The sequence below is a fragment of the Rhizobium sp. BR 362 genome (genome assembly GCF_036528765.1).
In the GTDB taxonomy this organism is placed as follows: domain Bacteria; phylum Pseudomonadota; class Alphaproteobacteria; order Rhizobiales; family Rhizobiaceae; genus Rhizobium.
The window spans coordinates 40,738-64,911 of the sequence record NZ_JARWGH010000026.1 but is presented as its reverse complement, the minus strand read 5'-3'; the positions used below and the strand labels follow the sequence as shown (position 1 = coordinate 64,911).

Annotated in this window: 26 protein-coding genes and 2 pseudogenes; 15 read left to right on the top strand and 13 right to left on the bottom strand. The window is 59.7% G+C overall.

Features of this window, described 5'->3' with window-relative positions; genetic code table 11:
* The 7 genes and pseudogenes from QDY28_RS23600 to speB all read right to left on the bottom strand — a co-directional run.
* A pseudogene (locus QDY28_RS23600) lies at positions 1 to 134 on the bottom strand (IS5/IS1182 family transposase); the annotation flags it as partial.
* A 171-nt stretch (positions 135 to 305) separates the two neighbouring features.
* Complete coding sequence (locus QDY28_RS23595) at positions 306 to 1,082, bottom strand: carbon-nitrogen hydrolase family protein (RefSeq protein ID WP_331383999.1); 777 nt, start codon at positions 1,080 to 1,082, stop codon at positions 306 to 308.
* Between the two features lie 11 nt (positions 1,083 to 1,093).
* The gene (locus QDY28_RS23590; RefSeq protein ID WP_331383998.1) at positions 1,094 to 1,894 is read right to left on the bottom strand and encodes an ABC transporter permease; all 801 of its coding nucleotides are present in this window, start codon (positions 1,892 to 1,894) and stop codon (positions 1,094 to 1,096) included.
* A complete protein-coding gene (locus QDY28_RS23585; protein ID WP_331383997.1) occupies positions 1,891 to 2,745 on the bottom strand; it encodes an ABC transporter permease in 855 nt (284 codons plus the stop codon). The genes QDY28_RS23590 and QDY28_RS23585 overlap by 4 nt, the downstream gene beginning before the upstream one ends.
* Entirely contained in the window at positions 2,742 to 3,779 is a 1,038-nt protein-coding gene (locus QDY28_RS23580; protein WP_331383996.1) for an ABC transporter ATP-binding protein, read from the bottom strand. The genes QDY28_RS23585 and QDY28_RS23580 overlap by 4 nt, the downstream gene beginning before the upstream one ends.
* Before the next feature lie 43 nt (positions 3,780 to 3,822).
* The gene (locus QDY28_RS23575; RefSeq protein ID WP_442967575.1) at positions 3,823 to 4,911 is read right to left on the bottom strand and encodes an ABC transporter substrate-binding protein; all 1,089 of its coding nucleotides are present in this window, start codon (positions 4,909 to 4,911) and stop codon (positions 3,823 to 3,825) included.
* 71 nt (positions 4,912 to 4,982) lie between these two features.
* Positions 4,983 to 6,041, bottom strand: a complete 1,059-nt coding sequence (gene speB, locus QDY28_RS23570; protein WP_331383995.1) for an agmatinase — start codon at positions 6,039 to 6,041, stop codon at positions 4,983 to 4,985.
* A gap of 294 nt (positions 6,042 to 6,335) precedes the next feature.
* On the opposite strand from speB, the gene QDY28_RS23565 reads away from it, so the two are divergent.
* Entirely contained in the window at positions 6,336 to 7,358 is a 1,023-nt protein-coding gene (locus QDY28_RS23565; RefSeq protein WP_331383994.1) for a LysR substrate-binding domain-containing protein, read from the top strand.
* 26 nt (positions 7,359 to 7,384) lie between these two features.
* Positions 7,385 to 8,548 (top strand): aminotransferase, encoded by a 1,164-nt coding sequence (locus QDY28_RS23560; RefSeq protein ID WP_331383993.1) that lies wholly within the window; start codon positions 7,385 to 7,387, stop codon positions 8,546 to 8,548.
* A gap of 382 nt (positions 8,549 to 8,930) precedes the next feature.
* On the opposite strand, the pseudogene QDY28_RS23555 reads toward QDY28_RS23560, so the two are convergent.
* Positions 8,931 to 9,214, bottom strand: a pseudogene (locus tag QDY28_RS23555) (cation diffusion facilitator family transporter); the annotation flags it as partial.
* A 137-nt stretch (positions 9,215 to 9,351) separates the two neighbouring features.
* Here QDY28_RS23555 and QDY28_RS23550 point away from each other — a divergent pair.
* The 9 genes from QDY28_RS23550 (at position 9,352) to QDY28_RS23510 (ending at position 16,812) form a co-directional block, all read left to right on the top strand.
* The gene (locus QDY28_RS23550) at positions 9,352 to 9,627 is read left to right on the top strand and encodes a type II toxin-antitoxin system ParD family antitoxin (protein WP_331383992.1); all 276 of its coding nucleotides are present in this window, start codon (positions 9,352 to 9,354) and stop codon (positions 9,625 to 9,627) included.
* Positions 9,614 to 9,958: a type II toxin-antitoxin system RelE/ParE family toxin gene (locus tag QDY28_RS23545; protein WP_331383991.1), complete on the top strand. Its 345-nt coding sequence runs from the start codon at positions 9,614 to 9,616 to the stop codon at positions 9,956 to 9,958. Before QDY28_RS23550 ends, QDY28_RS23545 begins: the two co-directional genes overlap by 14 nt.
* A 340-nt stretch (positions 9,959 to 10,298) precedes the next feature.
* Positions 10,299 to 10,928: a sigma 54-interacting transcriptional regulator gene (locus tag QDY28_RS23540; protein ID WP_331383990.1), complete on the top strand. Its 630-nt coding sequence runs from the start codon at positions 10,299 to 10,301 to the stop codon at positions 10,926 to 10,928.
* 200 nt (positions 10,929 to 11,128) lie between these two features.
* Entirely contained in the window at positions 11,129 to 12,166 is a 1,038-nt protein-coding gene (locus QDY28_RS23535) for a LacI family DNA-binding transcriptional regulator (RefSeq protein ID WP_331383989.1), read from the top strand.
* A 19-nt stretch (positions 12,167 to 12,185) separates the two neighbouring features.
* Positions 12,186 to 13,136, top strand: a complete 951-nt coding sequence (locus QDY28_RS23530) for an ABC transporter substrate-binding protein (RefSeq protein ID WP_331383988.1) — start codon at positions 12,186 to 12,188, stop codon at positions 13,134 to 13,136.
* A complete protein-coding gene (locus QDY28_RS23525) occupies positions 13,133 to 13,942 on the top strand; it encodes an ATP-binding cassette domain-containing protein (protein ID WP_331383987.1) in 810 nt (269 codons plus the stop codon). Before QDY28_RS23530 ends, QDY28_RS23525 begins: the two co-directional genes overlap by 4 nt.
* The gene (locus tag QDY28_RS23520; protein WP_331383986.1) at positions 13,939 to 14,943 is read left to right on the top strand and encodes an ABC transporter permease; all 1,005 of its coding nucleotides are present in this window, start codon (positions 13,939 to 13,941) and stop codon (positions 14,941 to 14,943) included. Before QDY28_RS23525 ends, QDY28_RS23520 begins: the two co-directional genes overlap by 4 nt.
* Positions 14,943 to 16,013 carry a phosphotriesterase family protein gene (locus tag QDY28_RS23515; RefSeq protein ID WP_331383985.1) on the top strand — a complete coding sequence of 357 codons (1,071 nt, stop codon included), beginning with the start codon at positions 14,943 to 14,945 and terminating at the stop codon, positions 16,011 to 16,013. Before QDY28_RS23520 ends, QDY28_RS23515 begins: the two co-directional genes overlap by 1 nt.
* Before the next feature lie 28 nt (positions 16,014 to 16,041).
* Complete coding sequence (locus QDY28_RS23510; RefSeq protein WP_331383984.1) at positions 16,042 to 16,812, top strand: glutamine amidotransferase; 771 nt, start codon at positions 16,042 to 16,044, stop codon at positions 16,810 to 16,812.
* Positions 16,813 to 16,814: 2 nt separating this feature from the next.
* Here the strand turns inward: QDY28_RS23510 and QDY28_RS23505 are convergent, their stop codons facing one another.
* Positions 16,815 to 17,717 (bottom strand): ribokinase, encoded by a 903-nt coding sequence (locus QDY28_RS23505; protein ID WP_331383983.1) that lies wholly within the window; start codon positions 17,715 to 17,717, stop codon positions 16,815 to 16,817.
* A 26-nt stretch (positions 17,718 to 17,743) separates the two neighbouring features.
* Between QDY28_RS23505 and QDY28_RS23500 the strand changes: the two genes are divergently transcribed.
* Positions 17,744 to 18,586 carry a BtpA/SgcQ family protein gene (locus QDY28_RS23500; RefSeq protein WP_331383982.1) on the top strand — a complete coding sequence of 281 codons (843 nt, stop codon included), beginning with the start codon at positions 17,744 to 17,746 and terminating at the stop codon, positions 18,584 to 18,586.
* A gap of 5 nt (positions 18,587 to 18,591) precedes the next feature.
* Complete coding sequence (locus QDY28_RS23495) at positions 18,592 to 19,233, top strand: TenA family protein (RefSeq protein ID WP_331383981.1); 642 nt, start codon at positions 18,592 to 18,594, stop codon at positions 19,231 to 19,233.
* A 200-nt stretch (positions 19,234 to 19,433) separates the two neighbouring features.
* Here QDY28_RS23495 and QDY28_RS23490 read toward each other — a convergent pair whose 3' ends face one another.
* The 4 genes from QDY28_RS23490 to QDY28_RS23475 all read right to left on the bottom strand — a co-directional run bounded on the left by QDY28_RS23490 (position 19,434) and on the right by QDY28_RS23475 (position 21,934).
* Positions 19,434 to 19,991 carry a hypothetical protein gene (locus QDY28_RS23490; RefSeq protein WP_331383980.1) on the bottom strand — a complete coding sequence of 186 codons (558 nt, stop codon included), beginning with the start codon at positions 19,989 to 19,991 and terminating at the stop codon, positions 19,434 to 19,436.
* Between the two features lie 228 nt (positions 19,992 to 20,219).
* A complete protein-coding gene (locus QDY28_RS23485; protein ID WP_331383979.1) occupies positions 20,220 to 20,744 on the bottom strand; it encodes a hypothetical protein in 525 nt (174 codons plus the stop codon).
* Positions 20,745 to 20,859: 115 nt separating this feature from the next.
* A complete protein-coding gene (locus QDY28_RS23480; RefSeq protein WP_331383978.1) occupies positions 20,860 to 21,264 on the bottom strand; it encodes a hypothetical protein in 405 nt (134 codons plus the stop codon).
* Between the two features lie 40 nt (positions 21,265 to 21,304).
* Positions 21,305 to 21,934 carry an alpha/beta fold hydrolase gene (locus QDY28_RS23475; RefSeq protein ID WP_331383977.1) on the bottom strand — a complete coding sequence of 210 codons (630 nt, stop codon included), beginning with the start codon at positions 21,932 to 21,934 and terminating at the stop codon, positions 21,305 to 21,307.
* A 625-nt stretch (positions 21,935 to 22,559) separates the two neighbouring features.
* Here QDY28_RS23475 and QDY28_RS23470 point away from each other — a divergent pair.
* Together QDY28_RS23470 and QDY28_RS23465 are read left to right on the top strand one after the other, a co-directional pair.
* Complete coding sequence (locus QDY28_RS23470) at positions 22,560 to 23,771, top strand: serine hydrolase domain-containing protein (protein WP_331383976.1); 1,212 nt, start codon at positions 22,560 to 22,562, stop codon at positions 23,769 to 23,771.
* Positions 23,772 to 23,902: 131 nt separating this feature from the next.
* Positions 23,903 to 24,160, top strand: coding sequence for a type II toxin-antitoxin system VapB family antitoxin (locus QDY28_RS23465; protein WP_331383975.1), 258 nt, complete (start codon positions 23,903 to 23,905; stop codon positions 24,158 to 24,160).
* Positions 24,161 to 24,174: the final 14 nt, after the last annotated feature.

The window sequence follows — 24,174 nt, the reverse complement described above, 5'->3', positions numbered from 1 at the left end:
ATCCAAAGCACCGCTTCGACGAACATACGATTGTCGCGGCCCGACGAACCCCGCGTGCGCTCGTCACCAATGATGTGATGCGATAGCCGCTCCCACTGCTCGTCCCGAAGGATCAGACGATCCAAAACACCCATGACTGCCTCCAAAAGACAGTCTTGAATCTGATTTGCTCAGCCTTGGAAACCCCAAGAGTCCACACCTCCTAATGCATGTCGCGCAAAAGTGTACAGCGGTTTGCGGCAACGACATGCATAAAAACAATGAGCTAAGGCCTGTCGCGTGCATCTCTTTTCACGCGACAGGCTTTAGTTCCGAACCAGATCAGCGAGATATGTGTTTTCAGCACGCGAACGGGCAAAATCTTGCGGTCGAATGGTCGCGAAAAGCAGTTTTTCGCCTTCGGCCGGCGCTTCCGCGAGGAGGGTGCCGTCAGGCGCGGCTATTCGCGACAACCCGGCATAGGCGAATGTATCGTCGGCGCCGCAATGATTGATATAGGCCACAAAAACCTGGTTTTCGAAGGCACGGACACGGATCATATGCTCGGCAATCAGGGTGCCTGAGTGACCCCTCGGGAGGGCCGTGGGCACAACGATGAGATCGGCGCCCGCCTGTGCCAGTCGCCGCACGTTTTCGGGGAATTCCACGTCATAACAGATCAGCATGCCGAGGTTGATTCCATTGACCGACATGATCTCAGACGAGGGGAAATCTGGCTTAAACCAGGTTCGTTCATAATCGCCGTAGAGATGAGACTTGCGGTAAACGGCAGTCGTCCCCCTGCCATCCGTCAAAAGCGCGCTGTTGTAGATTGCATCAGCGGCCCGTTCGGCGAAGCCCGCAACAATGGCGATGCCGTTCTCGCGGGCAATCGCGCCAAGCCTCTCCGGGATCTGGCCATTGGTCTCGCAAGCATAATGACGAAAGGCCTCTCCCGCGCCATATCCTATAACTGCCAGTTCCGGTGCGACGAGCATGTCCGCACCGTTCGCCGCCGCCTGGCGAGCCGCATCTTCAATGCGCGCGAGGTTGGTTTCCGTGTCGCCACACACGGCTTGCATTTGCAGAGCGGCGAGTTTCATCGTTCCGGCTCCTATTTCTCAGTGGACGACATGGCGCCAAGCAATTTCGGCAGGTCGCCGAAGCGCGCGACGAGGCTGAACACGACCGCTGCCACGACCACGAACAGGATGGTCACCGAGGCCATGGTCGGGGTGTAGCCATAGCGCAACGCGTTGAAGATCTTGATCGGCAATGTCTCCAGCGTGAAGCCGACGGTCATGTAGGCAACGATATATTCGTTGAGCGACAGCACGAAGGCAAAGGCATAGCCGGATACAAGATAGGGCCGAATGAGAGGCATGACGACGGTGCGGAAGACCGTGCTATCGTCGGCGCCCATCGTCGCAGCCGCCTCCACGAGCGAGCGATCGATCGCCGAAAACCCGAGCGAGATCGTAACGAGCGGCAGTGTCACGAAGAAGATCGCATGACCGATCACTGCCGTCCATGGCTGGCCGTAAGAGCCGACGGTCGCCCAGAAGGTGAGCATTCCAAGCGCGGTGATGACGGGTGGCAGCGTGAAAGGCGCAATGCCGAGAAGTTGGAATATGTTCGCCCAGGGTGCAATGCGGCGCCACAGGAACCAGGCCAGCGGCAGGGCGATCAGCACCGCAAGGGCAGCGGAAAGAACGGCAAGCGTCACGGATGCGAAGAAGGCGCTCCGCCATTCCGGGTTCACGAAAATTTCGCCGTACCAGCCAAGCGAGAAGCCCTGCGGTGGGAAGGTCAGGCTCTGCTTCTCGTTGATAGAGACTCCGGCCACCACGATGATCGGCGCGGCGAGGAAAAAGCCGATGAGAAAGAAGAAGAGGCGATGCAAAATCATGTTCATGCCGTCGCTCCCCTGCGTCCGATCAGGACCGTGAGGCCGACAAGCGCAAGCGTGACCAGCACAAGAAATACGGCCATGGCTGCAGCAAACGGCATGTTGGACTGGTAGATCGCCTGGTCCGTAATGAGGACCGACAGCGTCCAATGCTGCGGACGGCCGAGAATTTGCGGCAGGAGGTAAGAGCCAAGCGCGAAGATGAAGACCATGATCAGCGTCGCGATGATCGTGTTGCGCAGCGCCGGAACCACGACCGTGAAGAAGGACTTGACGGGCGACGCACCAAGCGTGCGCGCCGCCTCGATCAATGTTGGATCGAGCCGCACCAGGGCGGGATAGAGAACGAGGATGGTATAGGGCAGTGCCTGATAGACCATACCGGTCAATACAGCCGGGAAGCTCGGCGTCAGTGCCACGGCTTGCTTCATCACGCCGAGCATCACGAGCAGATTGGTAATGCCTGCTGTGCGCGAAAAGAGCGTCGACCAGGCAAAGCCTATGATCACCTCGGAAAGGGACAGGATCGAAAGCAAGGCGATTAGCCAGAGGATCTGGGCTCTCCGGCTCATGCGGGTCAGCAGATAGGTGAACGGTATGCCTAGAACGATGCAGCAGACTGCAACCGAAACCGCGAGGAAGAGCGAGAAGCCGAGTACCTTGCCGAAGAAGAGGCTGACGAATCGCGCGTAGTTGTCGAAAACGAAATCAGGCGTATAGAAGCCGCCCTGTTGTCGCTTGAAGAAGCTGACGGCGATCATCGTCCCGAATGGAATGACGAAGAAGATCGTCAGCATCGCCGCCGGAATGGTGAGCGGCCAGTAATCCCCGAGCGTCTGAGGCGGTTCGCGTCTCATTGTTTCAGCACCACGCAAACATCCGGCGAAAGCGTCACCCCGACGTCCTGACCGACATGAACGCTTGGCCGCTCGCGGGGAGTGGAAACTGCAATCACCTTTGTGCCGGAAATATCGACAAAGGTTTCGATCGTGCCGCCGAGGTCCCGAATGAAGGTCACCTCGCCGTCAATCGTCCCGGCTCCCGGCGCCGTCAGGTGCACGTCTTCCGGCCGTACGGAAAGCGTCGCCTTCTTGAGTCCGTCTGGAATCGCTACTCCCTGAACGGCGTGGCCGAACACGATCGCTCGTCCGGCGCTATCGGTCTCCACATCGAGAAGGTTGGTCGATCCGATGAAATCCGCAACGAAGCGGTCCGCGGGGCGCCTGTAGATCTCGACCGGGCTTGCTGCCTGGCGAATCTGGCCGCCATTCATGACGACCACCGTGTCGGCCATGGTCATGGCTTCTCGCTGATCATGCGTGACGACGATCGTGGTGATGCCGAGCTGTTGCTGCAACTGCCGCAGCTCGACCTGCATCGCTTCGCGCAGTTTGGCATCGAGCGCCGAGAGCGGCTCGTCGAGCAGGAAGAGCTTGGGCGAGATGGCAAGTGCGCGCGCGATTGCGACGCGCTGGCGCTGACCTCCTGAAAGCTTGTTGACCGGACGGTCGGCATAGCCGGCAAGATCGATCATCGCGAGCAACTCGTCGACCCGCTTTTTCTGCGCTTCCTTTGCCGCGCCGCGGATGCGCAGGGGGTAGGCTATGTTCTCGCCGACCGTCAGATGCGGGAAAAGCGCAAGCGACTGAAACACCATGCCGAAATCCCGCTTGTGCGTCGGAACGGGCGTAATGTCGGTACCGTCTATGAGGATCGCTCCGCTGGTCGGCATGTCCAGACCGGCGATCATCCGCAGCAGGGTCGTCTTTCCGCAACCCGATGGGCCGAGCATGCAGACAAAGGTTCCGTGCGGCACGGTGAGCTGCACATGATCGACGGCAGTGAACGTGCCGAATTGTTTTGAAACCCTATTTAACGCCAAGCCAGACATTCAAATCTCTCCGGAAAAATGGGTCGCCGTCCAAGCCGGCGACCTACCCGGCGATAAGTTCCGTCCACTTCTGGTTCAGCCAGTCGGACTTGGTCTGGTAAAGATCATAGCGCGGCGTGATCGGCTCGATATCCGAGGAAACGGCGGCAAATTCCTTTTCGTTGAGATCGAGCATATCGCGCTTGACCGTAGGTGCCGTGCCGACCTTGCGTGACAAAGTCGCCTGGATCGCCGGCTGGCTCATATAGTCGATGAAGATATGCGCTTCTTCCGCCTTCTTCGATGCGCGCGACAGTGCCCAGCAGCCGGAGTCCTGAATGCCCCCTTCCTTCGGGAAGGTCGAGCGAACGTGGAATCCGTCGGCGATGGCAAGTCCCGTGACGTCATGGTAATACTGGCCCATCGGGATTTCGCCGGACTTCAGCGCCTGTTCGAACTGAGCCTCATCGCGATACCAGAGCCGGACATTCGGCTTGACTTCGGCGAGCTTTTCAAAAGCCTTCAGTATGCCCTCCTCAGTATCCAATGCATTGGTGCCGCCAAAGAAGGTCTTGGCCGTGACTTCCAGCAGGAAGGAATTGGAGACGAGCGCCAGTAGGCCGAGCTTATCGGCATTTGCCGCATCCCAAAACGCCGCCCAGGATGTGGGCGCGTCTTTGTAGACATCGGTATTGGTGACCAGCGTGATGTACCATGCGACAGCGCCAATGCCTGCAATGCGGCCATCCGGGTACTTGTTGATGAAGCGATCGATGAGGCCGGACGAATTCTTAATCTTCGCCAGATCGAGAGGCGTCCAGAGCTGGGTTGCTTGGCCCTTGAGCATGGAAACCTGCGACATCATCGAGACGTCCGCCGGTGCCTGACCTGCCTTGGCGGCCTGCTCGAGCTGAACAAGCCAGGCCTCACCCGTCGGCTCGGCGACGGATTCGATCGCGATACCGGTCGCCTTGGTAAAGTCGGGGAAGATGTTCTTGTCGAAGCTGTCTTTGAAATAGCCGCCGTAGACGCCAACCTTCAGGGACTTGTCCTGTGCGCGCAGGATGGCGGGCATGGTTAGCAGCGAGGCGCCGGCGATACCGGCGCCGAGCAGGGCGCGCCGGCTCACGCTCGTGTTGAGGATGCCACTCATTCTTCTCTCCTTCATTTGCCGGCTGGCGTTTTCGCCATCCCGGTTAGTTCCCACATTGTTGTTACTATATTTTACGCCTTTGCCGCGATGGAAGGGCTGAAAACCATCAGGCTCAGAATCTCGAACAGCACCTGTGCACCTGCGTGCGCAGTGTTCGTTGTGGCGTCATATTGTGGCGCCACTTCCACGACATCGCCGCCGACGAGGTTGATGCCTTTGAGACCGCGGATCAGTTCCAGAACTTCGCGCGTTGTAAGGCCTCCCACTTCCGGCGTGCCCGTTCCTGGCGCGAAGCTCGGATCAAGACTGTCGATGTCGAAGGAAAGATAGGTCGGGCCGTTGCCGACGATAGCCTTCGCCTTCTCGATGACCGCTGCAATGCCCATGCCTGGGACATCCTCCGCATGGATCACCGTCATGCCGGACTCATAGGAGAATTCCCAAAGATATTCGGCCGAGCCGCGGATGCCGATCTGGATCGTGCGCGTGGGGTCGAGCACTCCATCGAGCACGGCGTTGCGGAACGGTCCGCCATGGTGGAACTTGGTCTGGTCGAATGCGCCGCCGGTATCGCAATGCGCGTCGATATGGATCAGACTGACCGGTTCCTTCCTCCCAACCGCCTTCAGGATCGGATGGGTGATGGAATGGTCGCCGCCGACCGAAAGGGGAACGGCATCGGCATCGACGATCTCGCCGATCCGGCGCTCGATATCGTCATGGCTCCTTTCCAGACGGTAGCGACTTGCGAAGGGCACGTCGCCTATGTCTGCCACACGAAGATCAAAGACCGGCGCACAGCCGAGCACGTGATTGTAGGGACCGATCCGCTCGATGGCACGCAGCGCCCGCGGTCCGAAGCGCGAGCCCGGCCTGTTGGTGACGCCGAGATCCATCGGCACGCCGGTGATCGCAACCTGCAGATTGCCGAAATCCGGATTTTCGGCTTCGACGGGCATGTAAGGAGCGCTCAGAAAAGTTGGCACGCCGGCATAGGGGGCAAGACGCGTTCCAGTCTTGGAAAAGATCTTGTCTGCGACCTTGCGGAAGGCGGCATCGAAGAGCTCGCCGCCATGGCTCTCGCCATATTTTGCCCTCAATGCCTGCAGTTTGCCGTTGTCGAATGCCATTCCTGCCTCCCTTTTGCATCGGTGGAGCATGCGGAAAAATCGCTCGCCTCGCAGCCTGTAAGAATGTTGTTCCCCAGATCGGAATGCCGAAAAGTGTGCGCTGTTTTCGGGCGACATTCCGCTCTGATTTTTGATCGAGAGACGGATTCAGGTCGATCCGACCTGAAATCATCCGACTCTGGGGCCTTGCCCCTGTTTTTCCTATTATCGTTGCAAAGCCTGTAGAAAATCAATTGACATTGTTATAGCAATTGACGTGAAAAAAACTCACATGAAATTTCCCCTGGAAGTTGGATGTCCGATCGTTTGCCACCCCTAAACCCCTTGCGTGCTTTCGAGGCGACGGCGCGTCGCGGCTCCGTTTCGGCAGCTGCGCGCGAACTGAACGTCACGCACGGTGCAATCAGTCATCAGATCCGGGCGCTGGAAGAGTCGCTGAATGCGGCGCTCTTCGAGCGCGGCGGCAAGCGGCTGAAGCTCACCGCGCAAGGTGCGCTGCTCTTACCTGCCGTCACGCGGGCCTTTGGCGAAATCGCTGCGACCACGGCGCTGATGAAACGACCGGCAACGAGCGGTGAACTGACCGTCACCTGCGTCCCGGCATTGCTGTCCTTCTGGCTGATCCCGCGCCTCAACCGTTTCACCGAGCAATATCCGGATGTGAGGCTGACGCTGATTGCATCCAATGATACCGGTCAGCTTCATTCCAGGGAAGTCGATATCTGCATCCTCTATGGCGACGGCAATTGGTCCGACTTCTGGACACGGCTCTGGAGCCATTTGCGTCTTTTTCCGATCGCAAGTCCCACTCTGGTCAACAGCCGGCCATTGCGATCCGTGCGCGATCTCGCCGACCACGTGCTTTTTCATGGAGACGACGGACGGGAGTGGAACACGTGGCTTGCCGCGGCAGACGCGATCGATCTCAGCCGCGGTCAGCAGCATTTCATGAGCGATGCGCGACTTTCGACTGAAGCTGCGCTGCACGGTCAGGGGATTGCCCTTGGCGATACGATTACCGCGGGGAACTTGATCGCCAAGGGGGAACTTATTGTTCCCTTCGATCTCACGGTGCCTGCGAATGATGCATTCTATGTCGCTTGCCGCCACGAGGTTCGGGCGGCCCCCATCGCCAAGGTCTTCATCGATTGGCTCTTCGCCTCGCTCGAAGCCGACAGTTTGCCCGAACCCCAGACCTCGGCCCGCACCTTGCTCAGGACGCGCGCCGGCCGTGCCGGTCAGGAAGAATTTCAGCCTGTTTCGGCGCCCGGTCAACGGCGGGCAGGGCTGGTGCAGAGACGCAAATCTCGGGCCTAAACTCGGATAGAACCACAGGAAACCCAATGCCGGCCTTCAATCCGCTCGTCGACAAACTCGTACCGCCTCCGATTCCTTCCGTTTTCGCTTGGGCAAGGTCCTATGATGGACGGCACGGACCGTTGATCGATCTCTCTCAGGCCGTACCAGGCTATCCGGCCCACCCGGAAATGCTGAAATTGCTCGGGGAATTCGCTGCTTCAGCCGCGTATACCGGCTACGGGCCGATCGAAGGCGAAGCGGAACTCCGGCAAGCCTATGCTGCTCACGCCTCCGAGTTCTATGGCGCCCCTATCGGCTCTGCCAACATCCATATTACCGCAGGCTGCAACCAGGCCTTCGTTTGTGCGGCAATGACGGTCGCTGGGCCGGGCGACGCAGTGTTGATGACCAATCCCTATTATTTCAATCAGGAGACGACCCTTGCCATGCTGGGGATCCAAAGCCGGTTTGCAGCCTGTGGTCCGGCAGCCGGTTTCCTGCCGGACCCAGCCGCGCTCGCCGCGGCAATCACGTCTGATGTGCGGGCGTTGGCGATCGTCACGCCCAACAACCCGACCGGCGCTGTATATCCCCCCGACCTGATCGAGAAGATTTTCGACCTCTGCAAGGCGCGGAGAATCTGGCTGATCCTTGACGAGACCTATCGTGACTTCCTGCCCGAAGGTGTCGGCCAACCACACAGGCTCTTTGCGAAGGAGGGATGGGAGGATACGCTGATCGGCCTCTACAGCTTCTCCAAGTCCTTCTGCATCCCTGGCCATCGGCTCGGAGCGATCACGGCAGGGCCGCAGGTCGTGAGCCAGGTCGCAAAGATCATGGACAACTTGCAGATCTGCGCGCCTCGTGCACCTCAGGCGGCCGTGGCGAAGGCTCTTCCGCGCTTAGCCGCATGGCGGGAGGAAAACCGGCGGGAGATTGCATTGCGGGCGGAAACCCTTCGGCTCACGATGGCACAGGTGACGAAATGGAAGCTTGGTGCGGTTGGCGCCTATTTCGCTTTCGTACGTCATCCCTTCAACCGGCGTGATTCGACCGAAGTCGCCGAAACGCTCGCGCGCGACGCCGGCATTCTCTGTGTGCCTGGTGCCTATTTCGGGGAGGGCCAGGAAGCCTATCTCCGTTTTGCCTTTGCCAATGCGGATGCTCAAACCATCCGCATGCTCAGTGGCCGCCTCTCGCGATTTTGACCGGGCTCCGAATGGACAGGCTTGTCGCGCGTGAGTGTGATGAAGCCCGTGCCCTTGCCGGTTTCGGGGCCGACCCCGGTGTCTGAGATCGTCAGCGAGGAACCCGCCGATAGAAGATCATCAATTGCGGCGCGATGATTCAAGTGCGCGCGCAGTTTCATCGTAGACGAAGGAGCTTTCCCGGCTGGTGATGCCGAGCCGCTTCATCGAGTCCTTCGACGGTCTATTCGCAAGAGTGACGCTGTACCATTCTGCCCTTCCTGCGGCCGTGTCCATCGAATGGAGCGTCGGAAATGCGTGCCGAGCGGCATTTGCGGGTCGGCAATGCCACTTCTTCGCAACGGAAAGCTCGGCCTGAAGCTTGCCATCAAGATCCCGTTCTGGCCGTAGCGGCGTCGCCGACGTTATGAATAGTGTCGGCGAGAAGCGCGACACTACCCGAACAGAAGACGACAACGAGCTGTGGCGCTGCGGTGATCGCCAGAATGACGAAAGACGACTTGGTCGCCCAGATGCCGCGCTCCGAGGAGGCGATGCTCGGATCGACGACGCCGTGCGTGTGGCCATGTCCGCCCTCACCATGCGAGTGCCCGTGCGCGCCGTGGTGTGCGAATGCGCCTGGCCTGCCTTACCGAAGCTGAACAATTCCTTGAGAGTCGAAAGCACCAGCTTCCGGCATGCAACATCGTCGCGTCCTCGGCAACAAAGCCATCTAGCTGCCGGGCCCGAGCCTGCGCATCTATCTCGTCAGATTGACAAATATGCTACTGAGTAGCAAACTTAGACACAAAGGAGTTAAACCGATGAGTGTCAAGTCGTCGATCTCGCTGACCGCCCAGCAGGATGCGTTTGCCCGTTCGCTGGTGGAGAGCGGCCGGTATTCCAGCATGAGTTCGGTTCTGCAGCAGGGCCTAGAACTTCTTCGCCAAAAGACGGAAACTGAGACCCTCGAAACGGCAGCGCTTCGCGAATTGGTCCAGCGGCGATTGAACGGAGCGATGATTTCTGCGACGGAAATGGAAAGCCGCGTCGCGGCCATGATTGAGCGGAAGCGACGGATCGTTCGTGTGGACCCTTGAATATTCTGAGGATGCCGAACGCGATTTCGAGTTGATCTTCGACCACCTGTTCGACGCCTATGTCGAATTCGGGGACGCGCCTCACCAGGCCGTGGAGCGTACCGCTGAACGAATCCACAAATTGCGTGCCGCAATCGATCGACTCGTCGAAACGCCTTGTAGTGGGACTCTGCGGCCCGACATTCATCCCGGAATCCGGTTTCTTCGGCGGGACAAGGCGGCTATTTGGTTTCTACCGTTGGAACATCGTCGCACAATCATTGTCGCGGCAATTTTTTACGGCGCGCAGGACCACATTAGAAATATGCTCGCACGCATGCTGGCGGGATGAGGTCCTACAGCCCCGAGGCCTTCGTCAGATTAGTCCGGAAGCGGGCTCGCCGACGCTGGCATTTGCGGGTCCTTGACCTCAACACCCGAATATAGAATGCCTCATCAGGTCCGCTAGGTGAAGCTGCCTCTATCGAAATCTAAGGTCTCTTATCACAGTTCTAGCTACTGCCGCCGCCGCCGCTCGACGGCGCCGTTTCTTTTGACCGGCCGGCAAATCCCAACTCGCCCGACCGCATCTACGAGCTGAAAAAAAGCCAGCGCAAAATCAGCGGTCCCTTCATCGAGGTGAACTGCGCGACCCTACGCGGCGACCAGGCCATGTCCACCTTGTTCGGTCATTGAAGGGGGCGTTCACCGGTGCTGCCGGCGAGCGCGCCGGCCTGCTCAAGTCCGCCGACAAAGGCGTTCTATTCCTCGATGAAATTGGCGAGCTCGGCCTTGACGAACAGGCGATGTGTCTGCGCGCAATCGAGGAAAAGAAGTTTCTGCCCGTGGGCTCCGACCGTGAGGTGGCCGCCGACTTTCAGCTGCTGGCCGGCACCAATCGCGATCTCGGCGAGGACGTTCGCAAGGGAAGGTTCCGCGAGGATCTCTATGCCCGCCTCAAGCTTTGGACGTTCCAGCTGCCGGCGTTGCGCGAACGCAAAGAGGACATAGAGCCCAATCTCGATTTCGAGCTGAAGCGCCATCTGGAACGGGAAGGGAAAAACATCACCTTCAACAAAGAAGCTCGCGAACGCTACCTGACCTTTGCCACCAGCCCGCAAGTCATCTGGAGCGCGAACTTTCGTGATCTGTCGGCCTCGGTGACACGCATGGCGACCCTTGCGCCGCATGGGCGCATCACGACCGACGTCGTTGATGGCGAAGTCCGGCGCCTGAAGACCTTTTGGCGAGCACGCCACGGCAAGTGCTGCCGGCAGAGCCCTATTTGCAAACTCGCGGCTAGAGAAGAAGAGCAGCAATGATGCCGATCGCCTAAGCAAATATCTCGCTCGCTTCGGTCTTCGGTTCGAGGATGTTCGAAAACAAGGATAGCTTCTTCAATGTTGCTGAGCCACATGTAGTTTGGCTCCCTTAGAAGCTGTGCGATCATTGCTCTTGACAGCTCATGCTCTGCCGAGGAAAGTAAACCGCTTTACTAAAGCGCTTTACAAGAGTCAGCTCGATGGCGCAGGAACGAACCCCAGGGCTAAAGGACGTTGCGAAAGCCGCCGGTGTATCGGTGACGACGGTCTCGCGCATGCTGAATGGCTCACTGGATCTGCCAGCTCTTACCAAGCAGCGCATCGAAAATGCCATTGCCTTGCTCAAGTACCAGCCGAACCCGCACGCTCGGCGGCTAAGCCGCGGCCGCTCCGACATGATCGGGCTGGTCGTGCCCGATATCGCCAACCCGTTCTTCGCGACCATGGTGGCGGCGGTCGAAGAGGAGGCAAACGATCGGGGGCTGGCCGTTTCGCTCTACGCGACACTCAACCGAACCGGCCGTGAAGTTACCTATCTTCGGCTCCTCGAGCACAATCACGTCGACGGCCTGGTTTTCGTCACCAACCATCCCGACAACGGAGATCTCGCAGCTCTCATCAATCGAACAGGCAAAGTCATCGTCGTAGACGAAGACGTTCCGCTTGCCAGTGTCCCGAAGCTCTTCTGCGACAACTTTCAGGGCGGCCATCTGGCGGGGCGCCATCTGGCGGAGTTCGGCCATCGGACCGTGCTCTATGTGGGCGGTCCCAATGCCATGATCAGCACGCAGCGCCGTTTCAACGGATTGCATAGGGGCCTTCAGGATCATTTCGGCGGCGATGCCTCGATCAGGCGCTACAGCGGCGAATATACGGTCGCCTGCGGGCGAGACATGGCACGCCGCTTCCTGGAAGAGGGCAGGCCTGCGACAGCAATCTTCGCGAGCTCCGACGAAATCGCCATCGGCATGATCGAAATCTTCAGAGAGAAGGGAATATCGATCCCTGAAGATCTTTCGATCATCGGCTTTGACGATGTCAGTCCGCTACGTCTTTTTGCGCCGCCTTTAACGGCGATCCGTCAGCCGGTGCGCGCCATCGGCCGGCGTGCCCTGTCCCTTCTTCTTGAAACAAACTGGCAGGAAGGCAAATCGCTCGCCAGCGAGGAACTCGTGCCAGTCGAAATCGTCGTGCGGAACTCCGTTGCGCCGCCGGCGACCCATAAAAAGCAACGATAACGAACCAGAGGACGAGAACATGAAACAGATCAGACGTCGGGCGTTTACAGCCGCTCTTGCCTTCACCGCGCTCGCCAGCGCCACACTCGGCGCATCTCTTGCGCAGGCGGCCGGCAAGACCTATGCGCTTGTGCAGATCAACCAGCAGGCGCTTTTCTTCAACCAGATCAACGAAGGTGCCCAGAAGGCGGCCGATGCATCCGGCGACAAGCTGGTCATCTTCAACGCCAACAATGACGCCTCCGCCCAGAACAGCGCCATCGAAAACTACATCCAGCAGAAGGTCGACGGGCTCATCGTCGTGGCGATCGACGTCAACGGCATCATGCCGGCCGTCAAGCAGGCATCGGATGCCGGCATCCCGGTCGTTGCCATCGACGCTGTCCTGCCGGAAGGTCCTCAGAAGTCACAGATCGGCGTCGACAACGCCAAGGCCGGCGCTGACATGGGCGCCTATTTCCTCGACTATGTGAAGAAAAATATGGGCGGCAAGTCCAAGGTCGGCATTGTCGGTGCCTTGAACTCCTATATACAGAACCTTCGCCAGAAGGGCTTCGAGGACGCCATCAAGGGTAACGGCATCGAGACGGCAGGGGTCGTTGACGGCCAGAACATCCAGGACAATGCGCTGGCAGCTGCCGAGAACCTCATCACCGGCAATCCGGACATGACGGCAATCTACGCAACCGGCGAGCCGGCTCTCCTTGGCGCGATCGCCGCCGTCCAGAGCCAGGGCAAGCAGGACAGCATCAAGGTCTTTGGCTGGGACCTGACCGCGCAGGCGATCTCCGGCCTTGACGATGGCTACGTCGTCGCTGTCGTCCAGCAGGATCCGGCCGGTGAAGGCAAGGCGGCAGTCGAGGCTCTCGCCAAGTTGACCGCAGGTCAGAGCGTCGAAAAAAGCATTTCAGTCCCGATCACCATCGTGACGAAGGACAATGTCGAACCGTACCGGGCCGTCTTCAAATGATGAGTAACAACCGGCCTGTTGATGCCGGAGCCGGGGAGGCGCAAGCCTCCCCTCCTTCCTCCGGCTCGTTCGCGCGGACGCCAGCTGTGTCGCTCCGGGGTATCCGCAAGACCTTCGGTTCGCATCAGGCGCTGCGCGGCGTCGACCTCGATCTTTTCCCTGGCGAGTGCCTTGGCCTTGTCGGCGACAATGCTGCCGGCAAGTCGACGCTGACTAAGATCATTTCCGGAACCTACCTGCCGGACGAGGGTACGATTTCGCTCAACGGCGAAGAGGTCCACTTTTCCGGGCCCGCGGATGCGCGTGATCGCAATATCGAAATGGTTTTCCAGGATCTGAGCCTGTGCGATCACATCGATGTCGTGGGCAACCTGTTTCTTGGGCGTGAGCTCACCAGAGGTCCGTTTCTCGACCGTCAGAAGATGATGAGCGAGGCCCGCCGGATGCTGGATGCGCTTGAGATCCGCATCCCACGCCTCTCCGCCAAGGTGGAGAAGCTGTCGGGTGGCCAACGCCAGGCGATTGCGATCGCCCGAGCGGCATCCTTTAACCCCAAGGTGCTGATCATGGACGAGCCCACCTCCGCCCTTGCCGTCGCCGAAGTCGAAGCCGTGCTCGCATTGATCAACCGGGTCAAGGCAAAGGGCGTCTCCGTCGTCCTCATCACTCATCGCCTGCAGGATCTGTTCCGCGTCTGCGACAGGATTGCCGTCATGTATGAAGGCACCAAGGTTGCCGAGCGGGACATCGGCAAAACCAATCTAGAAGATCTCGTCAAGCTCATCGTCGGGGGAGAAAGACATTGACCGTCTACACCGAACGCGCCAAGGGCTCGCCGATGGCCGACTTTCTGGGTGAGAACGCCCAGGTTCTGTCGATCGCCTTTTTCTTTCTGGCATGCCTCGTCTTCTTTTCGCTGACGACGACCACCTTCATGACGACGGGCAACATGCTGAACATCGTGCGCCAGGCAGCTCCCATCCTCGTGGTCGCCATCGCCATGACCCTCGTCATCGTCACCGGCGGCATCGATCTGTCGGTCGGTTCGATGCTGGCTCTGATCAACGCCGTTGCCGCCATTACACTGGCGACAGGCATACCCTGGCCCATCGTCTCGATCGGCATGCTCGCCTTCGGTGCTATCGTCGGCCTGCTGCAGGGCTGGTTCATTGCCTATCAGAACATCCCAGCCTTCATCGTCACCCTCGCGGGGCTTTCCATCCTGCGTGGCGTGGCCCTCTATCTGACGCAGGGCTATTCCATACCGATCAACAACGAACCCGGTTTCTTCTACATGGGGCGCGGCGAACTGGCGGGATTTCCTGTCCCGGCGCTCATTGCGATCCTGGTCGCGATCGCAGGATACGTCATAATGGCGGTCACCAAGTACGGACGGCAGATCGTGGCGGTAGGATCCAACATGGAAGCAGCGCGCCGCGTCGGCATGCCGGCCAAATGGATCGTCGCCTCGGTCTACCTGGTATCAGGCGCCGCCTCGGCACTCGCCGGTCTTTTGATCGCGGCTCGCCTCGGCTCCGGCTCGTCGAATGCCGCTGTCGGCTTCGAGCTGCAGGTTGTCGCCGCGGTCGTGCTCGGCGGTACCTCGCTGATGGGCGGGCGCGGCACGATAATCGGCACTGTCCTGGGGACGATGACCATTGCCGTCATAGGCAACGGGCTGATCCTGATGCATATCTCGCCCTTCTTCACCCAGATCGTCACCGGCGCGATCATCCTTGTCGCCATCTGGTTGAACACGCGCATCTTCACAACCACCTTCCGCTTGGCGGGCAGGAGGAAGAGCTGATGGCGGCGAATGAGCTTTCGCCGGGTCACATGCGATCCGGCAACGTGATGACGGTCTCCGGGCCGGTTCCAGCGCCGGAGATCGGCATCACGCTGATGCACGAACACATCCTCAACGATTGCCGCTGCTGGTGGCATGCGCCGAAGACGCCTGAGCGGCAATATCTTGCCGAGGGGTTTGTCTGCATGGAGATCCTCGGCGAACTCAGGCAGGACCCCTTCGTCAACAAGCACAATATCACGCTCGACGACGAGAACCTTGCCGTCGCCGAACTCGGGGACTTCGCCAGTCTCGGCGGCCGTACGGTCGTCGAGCCCACATGTCAGGGCATTGGTCGCGATCCTCTCGCCTTGCGGCGGATTTCTAGAGCGACAGGGCTGAACATTGTCATGGGCGCCGGCTTCTATCTAGGCTCGTCGCATCCGGCCAAGGTTGCCGGCATGTCCGTCTCAGAGATCGCCGACGAAATCGTCTTCGAAGCGACGGTCGGGGCGGATGGTACCGATGTGAAGATCGGCCTGATCGGCGAAATCGGCGTATCCTCTGATTTCACAGCCGCCGAGGAAAAATCGCTACGGGGTGCCGCGCAGGCACAGGTGCGCACCGGCCTGCCATTGATGGTCCATCTTCCCGGCTGGTTTCGGCTGGGCCACAAGGTCTTTGATATCGTCGGTTCCGAAGGCGCGGATCTGAGACACACCGTGCTCTGTCACATGAACCCGTCACATGACGATCTCACCTATCAGTCGGAATTGGCCGCCCGCGGCGCGTTTCTCGAATATGACATGATCGGCATGGATTTCTTTTACGCCGATCAGCAGGTGCAATGCCCGAGTGACGAGGAGGCGGCGCGCGCGCTCGTCAAACTCGTCGAGATGGGATATGCGGATCGCCTCCTGCTCTCCCACGACGTCTTCCTGAAGATGATGCTCAAGCATTATGGGGGCAACGGCTACGCCTATATCCTGCGCCACTTTCTGCCTCGCCTGAAGCGTCACGGTCTCGATGATGCGATGTTCGACATCTTCATGCGCGCCAATCCAAGGTCGGTTTTTCAGGCCAGCGCCTAACCGCCACATAAAAAGAAATGGAAACATCATGACAAAGAAGGTTCTTCTCGTCGGCGAAAGCTGGGTCAGTTCCGCCATGCATTATAAGGGTTTCGACCAGTTCGGCAGCGTCACGTTTCATCTCGGCGCCGAACCGCTCGTCGAAGCCCTCAAGGACAGCGAATTCGAGCTCACCTACATGCCGGCCCACGAAGCCGTTGAAAAATTCCCCTTCGACATGGCAGGGCTCGATGCCTATGACGCGATCATTCTCTCCGATATCGGCGCCAACTCTCTGCTGCTTCCCCCGGCGGTCTGGCTGCATTCCAAGACCGTTCCGAACCGGCTGAAACTCCTCAAAGCCTGGGTCGAAAAGGGTGGCGGGCTGCTGATGGTCGGCGGTTATTTCTCGTTCCAGGGCATAGACGGCAAGGCGCGCTGGCGTCGCACGCCGGTCGAGGATGTCCTGCCGGTCACGTGTCTGCCCTATGACGACCGTGTGGAAATTCCGGAGGGAACGACGCCTGTCCTCGTCAAGCCCGGTCACGATACTGTCGCTGGTCTGTCAGGCGAATGGCCATTGCTGCTCGGCGTCAACGAAGTCGAGGTGCGCGAGCGTGCCGATGTCGAAGTCATTGCCCGGCTACCGGAAGCGGAAGGTGGCCATCCATTGTTGATCACAGGCCGCTTCGGCAAAGGTCGAACTGCCGCCTGGACCTCGGATATCGGTCCGCATTGGCTCTCGCCGGCCTTCTGCGAATGGGAGGGCTACCGGCGTCTTTGGAAGAATATTCTCGGCTGGCTGACGGAGGCAGAATAGCCTCATTCGCCCGCGAGAATGCCGGCGAGTTCTGACCTGGTCGGGAAGGCCGAACGCGTCCCGCGGCGGCTGACGGTAATGGCCGAAGCCGCAGTTGCGTGATGGATCGCCTTCGCATCGAGCCTGGTCGATCGGAGGGCAGCAGAGGCAAGGGCGACCGCCATGAAAGTGTCGCCGGCGCCGGTCGTATCGACGACCTCCGTGGCACGGGCAGGAACGGTTGCCAGCACCTGATTTCCGCTGGCAAGGATTGCCCCATCGCCGCCGAGGGTTAGTACGGTCTGTGACACTCCGGCTTCTGCCAGACGCTGGATCGCAGCCTCGCCGGACGATCCGGTCAGACTTTCGGCCTCGCTCCTGTTGAGGAAGGCGATGTCGATAAGCGGCCAGAGCTCGGCGAAATAGGGCCTGAGCGGCGAGGGATTGAAGGCGGTCGTCAGGCCACGGCGTCTGGCTTCGGCCAGAATGCCGCGGGTCACGTTTTCGCTGAGGTTGCCTTGCAGCACAATGAGGTCGCCGACCGCTGCATCATCGAGCGGTGCAAGTGCCTCGGGCAGGGTCAAGGCTTCGGCCGAGTCCGTCGTCGTGACGATGGCGTTTTCGCCGTCCGGCGTCGTGAAGATGATGGAGAAATCGCTGGAGCGGTGAGGACTGCCCAACAATCGGGCGTCCAGCGCTTCACCAGCGAGCTGGTCGCGGATCGTCTGGGCGCGGAAATCCTCGCCGACGGCCGTGACAAGCGTCGTGGGAAGGCCTGTGCGGCCCATCACGACGGCCTGATTGGCACCCTTGCCACCGAGATCGCGGGTTTCCTCCCGACCGAGGATCGAGGCGCCTGCTTCGGGCATGGACATTACGGAGATGGTTTCGTCGATGGCGACGTTACCGATGACATAGGCACGCATGGCTGGCTTTCAGAGAGGAAAGAAAAATGCAGCAGATATCGGATAAGGCCATAAGCGCCATACGGGAAATATTCGGCACTGACAAGGCGCTGATCGGGATGATCCATTGCCCGCCCTTCCCGGGGGCTCCACGCTACCGCGGCACGGCAATGGATGTGATCTATGACGCCTGCATGCGCGATGCGGAGGCGCTTGTCAAAGGCGGCATCCACGGCTTGATCGTCGAAAATCATGGCGACATCCCGTTTTCCAAGCCGGAGGATATTGGCCACGAGACCGCAGCCTTCATGTCGGTTGTGACGGACCGCATCTCTCGTGCTGTGGGCGTACCGCTCGGCATCAATGTGCTTGCCAATGCGCCGATCCCCGCTTTCGCGATCGCGGCAGCAGGCGGCGCGCGCTTTATCCGTGTCAACCAATGGGCCAACGCCTATGTCGCCAATGAAGGCTTTATGGAAGGTCGTGCAGCCGAGGCGATGCGCTATCGCTCGGCTCTGCGCGCCGAACATATCAAGGTGTTTGCCGACAGCCATGTTAAGCATGGCGCGCACGCCATTACCGCCGACCGGACGATCGGCGAACTGACGCGCGATCTGGCGTTCTTCGATGCCGATGCGGTGATCGCCACCGGTCAGCGAACGGGCAACAGTGCGACAATGGAGGAGATCGAGGAAATCGGTGCTGCGACCCATCTTCCCTTGCTCGTCGGGTCGGGCGTGACCAAGGATAATATCGTCGAGATCCTCAAGCGCACCAACGGCGTCATCGTCGCCTCGTCGCTGAAGGAGGACGGCGTCTGGTGGAACCCTGTCGAGCCGGCTCGCGTCGCAGCCTTCGTCGAAGCCGCAAAACCCGGTCTGGAGTCGTGACGACCATGGTATCCCTGTCCGAACAGATGCTCGACGAGAACAGCGACGTCTTCCAAGCCATGGTGCACCACCGCTTCGTCAAAGACATCAAGGCTGACCGCCTCCCGAAGGAGGCCTTCGAACGATATCTCGTCTTCGAGGGCGCCTTTGTTGAAACGGCGATTGCAATCTTCTCCTATGCCACTGCAAAGGCCGGGACCATCGAGGAGAAACGTTGGCTGATCGGCGTCCTGGATGCGCTTGCGAACCAGCAGATCGCCTATTTCGAAAAGACATTTGCAGCACGCGGCGTCGATCCGGCTCGCTATGATACCGAGCGGCCCGATGTCGCGGCCTTCCGCAACGGCATGCTGGCGATTGCCCGTGACGGCGGTTTCCTCGATACGATTGCTGCCATGTTCGCCGCCGAATGGATGTACTGGACCTGGTCGACTGAGGCCGACCGGACTGATATCAGCGATCCGCTTCTTAGGGAATGGGTCAAGCTTCATGCAGAACCGGAGTTCGAAGCGCAGGCGCGCTGGTTGAAGGCGGTGCTGGACGAGGCTGGGGAGACGATGGATCCTGCCGAACGTAAGCGATTAAGCGCCATTTTCGGCCGTGCCCAACGCCTTGAGATCGACTTCCACGAAGCAGCTTATTCCTGAGAGCCTGCGCAATGACCGGCAATCCCGACGTCAATGGAGAACGCCTGCTGATCCGAGGTCGATATCCGCCGTTTGTTGCCCCGCCATGACCGTCACGGCGGTTGCTTGCTCGGCAGAATGCAGCAATCCGGTCGCGGAAGAATTGATGTTTGGTAAGAAACAGCGTCAGCCATGGCTCCTCTAGATGGCGCAAATGGCCGTCAATACGCCCTCTCAAAGGATTCGCCCGCGAGAATATTCTCTAAGAGCCGCGGCACGGCGGAGGGGCCGCCGTGAGCTGCAATCCACCTGCTAACCCGGCAGGCAGCTTTCGCGTACAGGCTGGTCGATGCCGCACTTTCAATCCAGGCGCTCCGCGTCGTCGGCAGCTCGCTATTCGGTTCCACTAGGCAGCGATCGGGCGATGATGTTGGCCTCAAGTAGCGTCCGTCATCCGAAACGAGGACAGCAACACCCTCATCAAACCACTGCGGGACGTCGCGACGAACAGTCGCGATCAGTCCGATCCGGGTATGAAGTTCGATGTGCGACATTTCGTGTGATGCAATGGTGACGGTCATTCCTTTGGCGGAGAGAAATAGCGCGAGATTGAGGAGCGTCATGCCACGCGATTTGCCTCCACCGATCTTGCGGTAGCAATTATCATTGCCGCAGACGAAGACTTTGGGATCACTTTCCGTCGCCCCGTAGAACTCGCGAAGCCGATCGCGCGCGATCGCGATTGTCTGGAGCGCTGCCGCCTGCTGCTCAGGAGCCATCCCATCCTCGGCGTAGACTCGACCAGTGACCCTTTTGAACCCCAGGCAGCTCGGGCACGCTGCAGCGGCTGCCATCGGATATGCGGCCGCAAGGCCGCCGAGTGTCGTCGCAATCAGAAGGATAGCGAGTGCCGGTGCTTTCATTAATCTTGACGCCATGCTTCTTATAGTCCCGCGCGGGTATGAGCTTCTACACTGGCTTTCAGGACGACCCCGGTTGGCGAGCGATCACGACCCGGCCGCATCGCCGACGCCGGACGAAACTGCGTTCAACTGAGAACGCGCAAGCAGATAAAGAGCGGTGAGGTGTGATATCATCTGCAATGGCATGTAGATGATCAGGAATGCGTATAGCGCGCCGAGTTCGCCCGCAACTGTGGGAAGGTTGATCTGGACCGCGTGGTAGAAGTCGCGGGCAATATCCGCCACTCCTACAAGGTTGAAGGCGACCACGAGCAGCCAAAACAGCGGACGTATCCTGACAGCGAGCAGCGCCAGCATGGCCAGCACCCCTGTCGCAAAGTTGCCGTAGGCGGCGAACATCGCGAAACCAGCAGGCAGTTTGGGGCCGACGACGGCGGGAAGGAGAAAGGCAAGCCCGAAGAAGCGGAAGCTGTGCAGGGCCGCATTGGCCCGTTGCGCATCGAACTGTTCCATCGTGTTGAGCTTTGGCCAGAGGTATGCACCAAAGAAAAGCAGCCATTGGACGCAACCCAGGACGAGCTGGGTTAGAAACACGATTTGCGAAGACATCTGAGCTCCTATGAGATGGTTTCGTTCGTCAAGCAGCCAGTCTCAAACGTCGCGCCCGGTGGCCGAGCCGGCCTTATCGGCTAAAGCGTCCGAAGGAATTCGATCATGGCGGCATTCACCTCCGGCGCACGTTCCTGCTGGGTCCAATGACCACAGCCCGCAGCATGATCGCTGGCCGGAGTTTGGGAACCATTGCCGACTGCTTGGCAATGATCGGCTGAAACGCTTCGACGATGATGTCGCGATCGCCTGCGATATAGAGGGCCGGAACAGTTACCTGCGCCTGGCTAAACGCGCCCATGAGCTCCCAGCTGCGATCGATGTTGCGCCACCAGTTCAGAGAGCCGCGGAATCCGCTCCGCGTGAATGCCTCAACATAGATATCTATGTCGGACTCCGTGAGCCAGGAAGGCAACGATACCGGGTTGGTTAGGAAATCACCGTTGCGACGCACCATCCCGGCGGCCATTCCTTCGGCCTTTGCCGGCGGCGGGCTGTCGCCGGAGAGGGAGTAGAACATAGACCGGAAGGTGCGACGCAGATCGCGTCCAAGCTCCGCCTCAGCCTCTGCGGTCTGGAAGTAAAGCTAATAAAACACGGCCTCCTTGGTTCGCGGCATGAGCGTCGTCGGCGGCCCCTAGTCGCCAAATCCACGCGTGCGAAACGGCGGGCTGAATGCGATCACAGCGCGAGCGGTCGGGGCGCAGAAGCGCCGTTTGCCAGGATATCGCGGCGCCGATGTCATGGCCGGCGATCACGGCTCGTTCGGCGTCCAGAGCATCGACGAGGCCCACCATGTCGCCGATGTCATCGAGGATCGTATATTTCTCTACCTCGGCCGGGCGGTCGCTCCGCCCGTAGCCGCGCAAGTCGGGCGCCACCGCATGGAACCCGGCCTTCGCCAGCGCGCCAAGCTGATGGCGCCAGGAATACCAGCATTCGGGAAAGCCATGACAAAGGATAATGAGCAGACCTTCCCCCTGTTCGGCCACGTGCAACCGAATGCCGTTCGTTTCTACCATACGATGCGTAACCTCGGGCATTGCAGAATCCACCCAGGACGTCGGCTCTGTGTCGCCTTCGCCGAGTTCAGCGGCCGCGGCTTTGAGCGGTTCAGCGAAAGCGGCGCCGGCGACAAGCGCGCCCCCCGCCCAAAGGATGTCTCGTCGGGAAAATGTCGCGTCTGGCATTGTCTCTCTCTTTCTCTACGGATCATCGCGCATCTGAAACCTCGATTGCTCCCCAAGCTACTGAATTGTGGCGCGAGTTCAGATTTGCTCCCCAGATGTACCGCTGCTCCCCGCGCGCGACTATCGGCGATAACGTCGATGGGTTATGAAGCAGCCGTTCACAATCGGGCAGGACGCGTTTGACGACGTGAATTGCATCGGGCGCCCAGCAGCGCCACAGCTTTCGCAGAGGGCGGACCGCGGGTGGCACCATCGGTCATGGAACCGAATCCATCCGACGAGAACCCTGGCCGCACTGCTTTATGTTTGGGGATTACGCCAGCGGATTTCTAGCTGATCATCGGCCGCATAGCGGCGCTTGGTTCTTCGGAGGCACCACCGAGCGATTGCCAAGACTGTTGGGCGGCAATGCCTCTCCAAGGCAGTCGTTGCCACATTCAATCTTTCTTTGCCTCGGCCTGCGGGAGGTCGAGAATTCCTCCCAATTGACCGCCCGTCAGTTGTAGTGTCTATTGGTCACCAGCATCCCGGCCCATAGCGTTTTGCTAGTTCGGCCAGTATTTTATTCCCGATCTGTCATGTTCATTTCAAGGAATGGCTACTTTCCCGGAGGGGTGGCGCAATCATGGAACTGGATAGATGTCGAGGACTCGCGGCAGCAATCGTTCTTTTTGTCACGGGCACGGCGTTTGCCAGCGAAACGCCCACGCAAACTCAGCGCGTACAGAAAGCGCTGGACGCCTGGCTCGCGGAACGCTCACCACTCGAGGGTGTCACCGGCATCGCGGCCTATGTCAGCCTTGGCGCATCAGGTCCGAACATCGAAGCCTTTGCAGGCAAGACCGGAAGAGCCGATGACGATCCGCCGGTAGACCAGAATACCCTCTTCGCCATGGGTAGCACTTCGAAGTCCTTCGCTGCCGCAGTGATCCTGAAACTGGAAGCCAAAGGGCTCCTCTCCATTGATGACACGGTCGGAAAGTGGTTGCCGCAATATCCCGCCTGGGGCAACGTCAGCATCCGCCGCCTTCTCGATATGACCAGTGGTATCCCGAACTATTCTGAGACCCAATTCATCTCGCGTAGCTGGGTAGAGCAGCCGAAACGCGACTTAACCGCGGAAGAACTGATCGCCGCGGCATATCCCAACGGCAGCAACAACCTGCCGGTGACTGCGGGGTACCACTACTCCAACACCAACTACATTCTCGCCGGCCTGATCGCAGCCAAGGCGACGGGCAAACCCTATCAGGAGCTTGTCCGTGAACTCGTTATCCAACCGCACGGCCTCCACTCCACCTTCTACTCTCCGGGGGCCTACCCACCGGAAGTGATCGCCCGATTGGCGCACGGCTATTTCGAAAACACCGCTTGCGCCGAATACCAGCCACCCGACTGTAAGGAAAGTTGGAACAAGCCGATGATCGGTCGCGACGTGCGCGAAGACAGCACCTCTTGGGCTCAGGCCGCGGGCGGCGCTATCTCCAACGCGCGCGATGTTACCCGCTGGATGCGCGCCGTGTTCGAAGGCCGTGTGGTTCCGCCGAAGCAACAAGCCGAATGGATGTCGATGGTTTCGACCAAGACAGGGGAACCGATCACCGAGATCAGTGAGGAGCATCCTCAGGGCTTTGCCCTCGGCCTCGTGCAGGGCATGATACCGGGCGGCCCGGCCTGGTTCTATCAGGGCATGACCCTGGGCTATCGCACTCTTTATGTGTGGTACGAGGAAGATGGCATTCTAATCACTGTGCAGACCAACAGCCAGCCGAACGACGAGGCAAACAAGCTTTCCGAGGCCGCCGAAGCAATCCATGCCGCGATCAACACGCCATAGACAATGGGTCTCGATAAAGGTTGGGCGGCCTAATTGGCCTGTAGGGCAGTCGACGCGTGCTCAGGCGAGTTTCTTGCCATCCGGGCTCCAGCGGCTATGTTGAAGGCACGATTTTAGACTTGGAGCAAACCGTGGCCGAACCGCAGCTCTCCGTCCGCAGCACCAAGGCCAGAGATCTGGCGCACGCGCTGGCGCGCCGCACCGGTCAGCCGATCAACAGGCTCGTAGAGCAGGCACTCGAGCGTTATGATCTCGAACTGCGCCAGCAGAGCCATAGCCATCCACTGGATGCCGTGTGGGAACTCGCCGCCGAAGGCCGGCGCAGCGTGCCGGCCGGCACCACATCGGCGCATGACGATCTCTACGACGAGAATGGGTTGTCGAAGTGATCGCTGTCGATACC

Excerpts from the sequence above, each read along its gene's own strand:
- QDY28_RS23475 (WP_331383977.1), bottom strand. The coding sequence starts at position 21,934 with ATGCCAGACGCGACATTTTCCCGACGAGACATCCTTTGGGCGGGGGGC.
- QDY28_RS23550 (WP_331383992.1), top strand. The coding sequence starts at position 9,352 with ATGAGTGTCAAGTCGTCGATCTCGCTGACCGCCCAGCAGGATGCGTTT.
- QDY28_RS23590 (WP_331383998.1), bottom strand. The coding sequence starts at position 1,894 with ATGAACATGATTTTGCATCGCCTCTTCTTCTTTCTCATCGGCTTTTTC.
- speB (WP_331383995.1), bottom strand. The coding sequence starts at position 6,041 with ATGGCATTCGACAACGGCAAACTGCAGGCATTGAGGGCAAAATATGGC.
- QDY28_RS23530 (WP_331383988.1), top strand. The coding sequence starts at position 12,186 with ATGAAACAGATCAGACGTCGGGCGTTTACAGCCGCTCTTGCCTTCACC.
- QDY28_RS23560 (WP_331383993.1), top strand. The coding sequence starts at position 7,385 with ATGCCGGCCTTCAATCCGCTCGTCGACAAACTCGTACCGCCTCCGATT.
- QDY28_RS23480 (WP_331383978.1), bottom strand. The coding sequence starts at position 21,264 with ATGTTCTACTCCCTCTCCGGCGACAGCCCGCCGCCGGCAAAGGCCGAA.
- QDY28_RS23525 (WP_331383987.1), top strand. The coding sequence starts at position 13,133 with ATGATGAGTAACAACCGGCCTGTTGATGCCGGAGCCGGGGAGGCGCAA.
- QDY28_RS23490 (WP_331383980.1), bottom strand. The coding sequence starts at position 19,991 with ATGGCTCCTGAGCAGCAGGCGGCAGCGCTCCAGACAATCGCGATCGCG.
- QDY28_RS23565 (WP_331383994.1), top strand. The coding sequence starts at position 6,336 with ATGTCCGATCGTTTGCCACCCCTAAACCCCTTGCGTGCTTTCGAGGCG.
- QDY28_RS23595 (WP_331383999.1), bottom strand. The coding sequence starts at position 1,082 with ATGAAACTCGCCGCTCTGCAAATGCAAGCCGTGTGTGGCGACACGGAA.
- QDY28_RS23575 (WP_442967575.1), bottom strand. The coding sequence starts at position 4,911 with ATGAGTGGCATCCTCAACACGAGCGTGAGCCGGCGCGCCCTGCTCGGC.
- QDY28_RS23535 (WP_331383989.1), top strand. The coding sequence starts at position 11,129 with ATGGCGCAGGAACGAACCCCAGGGCTAAAGGACGTTGCGAAAGCCGCC.
- QDY28_RS23495 (WP_331383981.1), top strand. The coding sequence starts at position 18,592 with ATGGTATCCCTGTCCGAACAGATGCTCGACGAGAACAGCGACGTCTTC.
- QDY28_RS23505 (WP_331383983.1), bottom strand. The coding sequence starts at position 17,717 with ATGCGTGCCTATGTCATCGGTAACGTCGCCATCGACGAAACCATCTCC.
- QDY28_RS23585 (WP_331383997.1), bottom strand. The coding sequence starts at position 2,745 with ATGAGACGCGAACCGCCTCAGACGCTCGGGGATTACTGGCCGCTCACC.
- QDY28_RS23500 (WP_331383982.1), top strand. The coding sequence starts at position 17,744 with ATGCAGCAGATATCGGATAAGGCCATAAGCGCCATACGGGAAATATTC.
- QDY28_RS23485 (WP_331383979.1), bottom strand. The coding sequence starts at position 20,744 with ATGTCTTCGCAAATCGTGTTTCTAACCCAGCTCGTCCTGGGTTGCGTC.
- QDY28_RS23470 (WP_331383976.1), top strand. The coding sequence starts at position 22,560 with ATGGAACTGGATAGATGTCGAGGACTCGCGGCAGCAATCGTTCTTTTT.
- QDY28_RS23515 (WP_331383985.1), top strand. The coding sequence starts at position 14,943 with ATGGCGGCGAATGAGCTTTCGCCGGGTCACATGCGATCCGGCAACGTG.
- QDY28_RS23580 (WP_331383996.1), bottom strand. The coding sequence starts at position 3,779 with ATGTCTGGCTTGGCGTTAAATAGGGTTTCAAAACAATTCGGCACGTTC.
- QDY28_RS23510 (WP_331383984.1), top strand. The coding sequence starts at position 16,042 with ATGACAAAGAAGGTTCTTCTCGTCGGCGAAAGCTGGGTCAGTTCCGCC.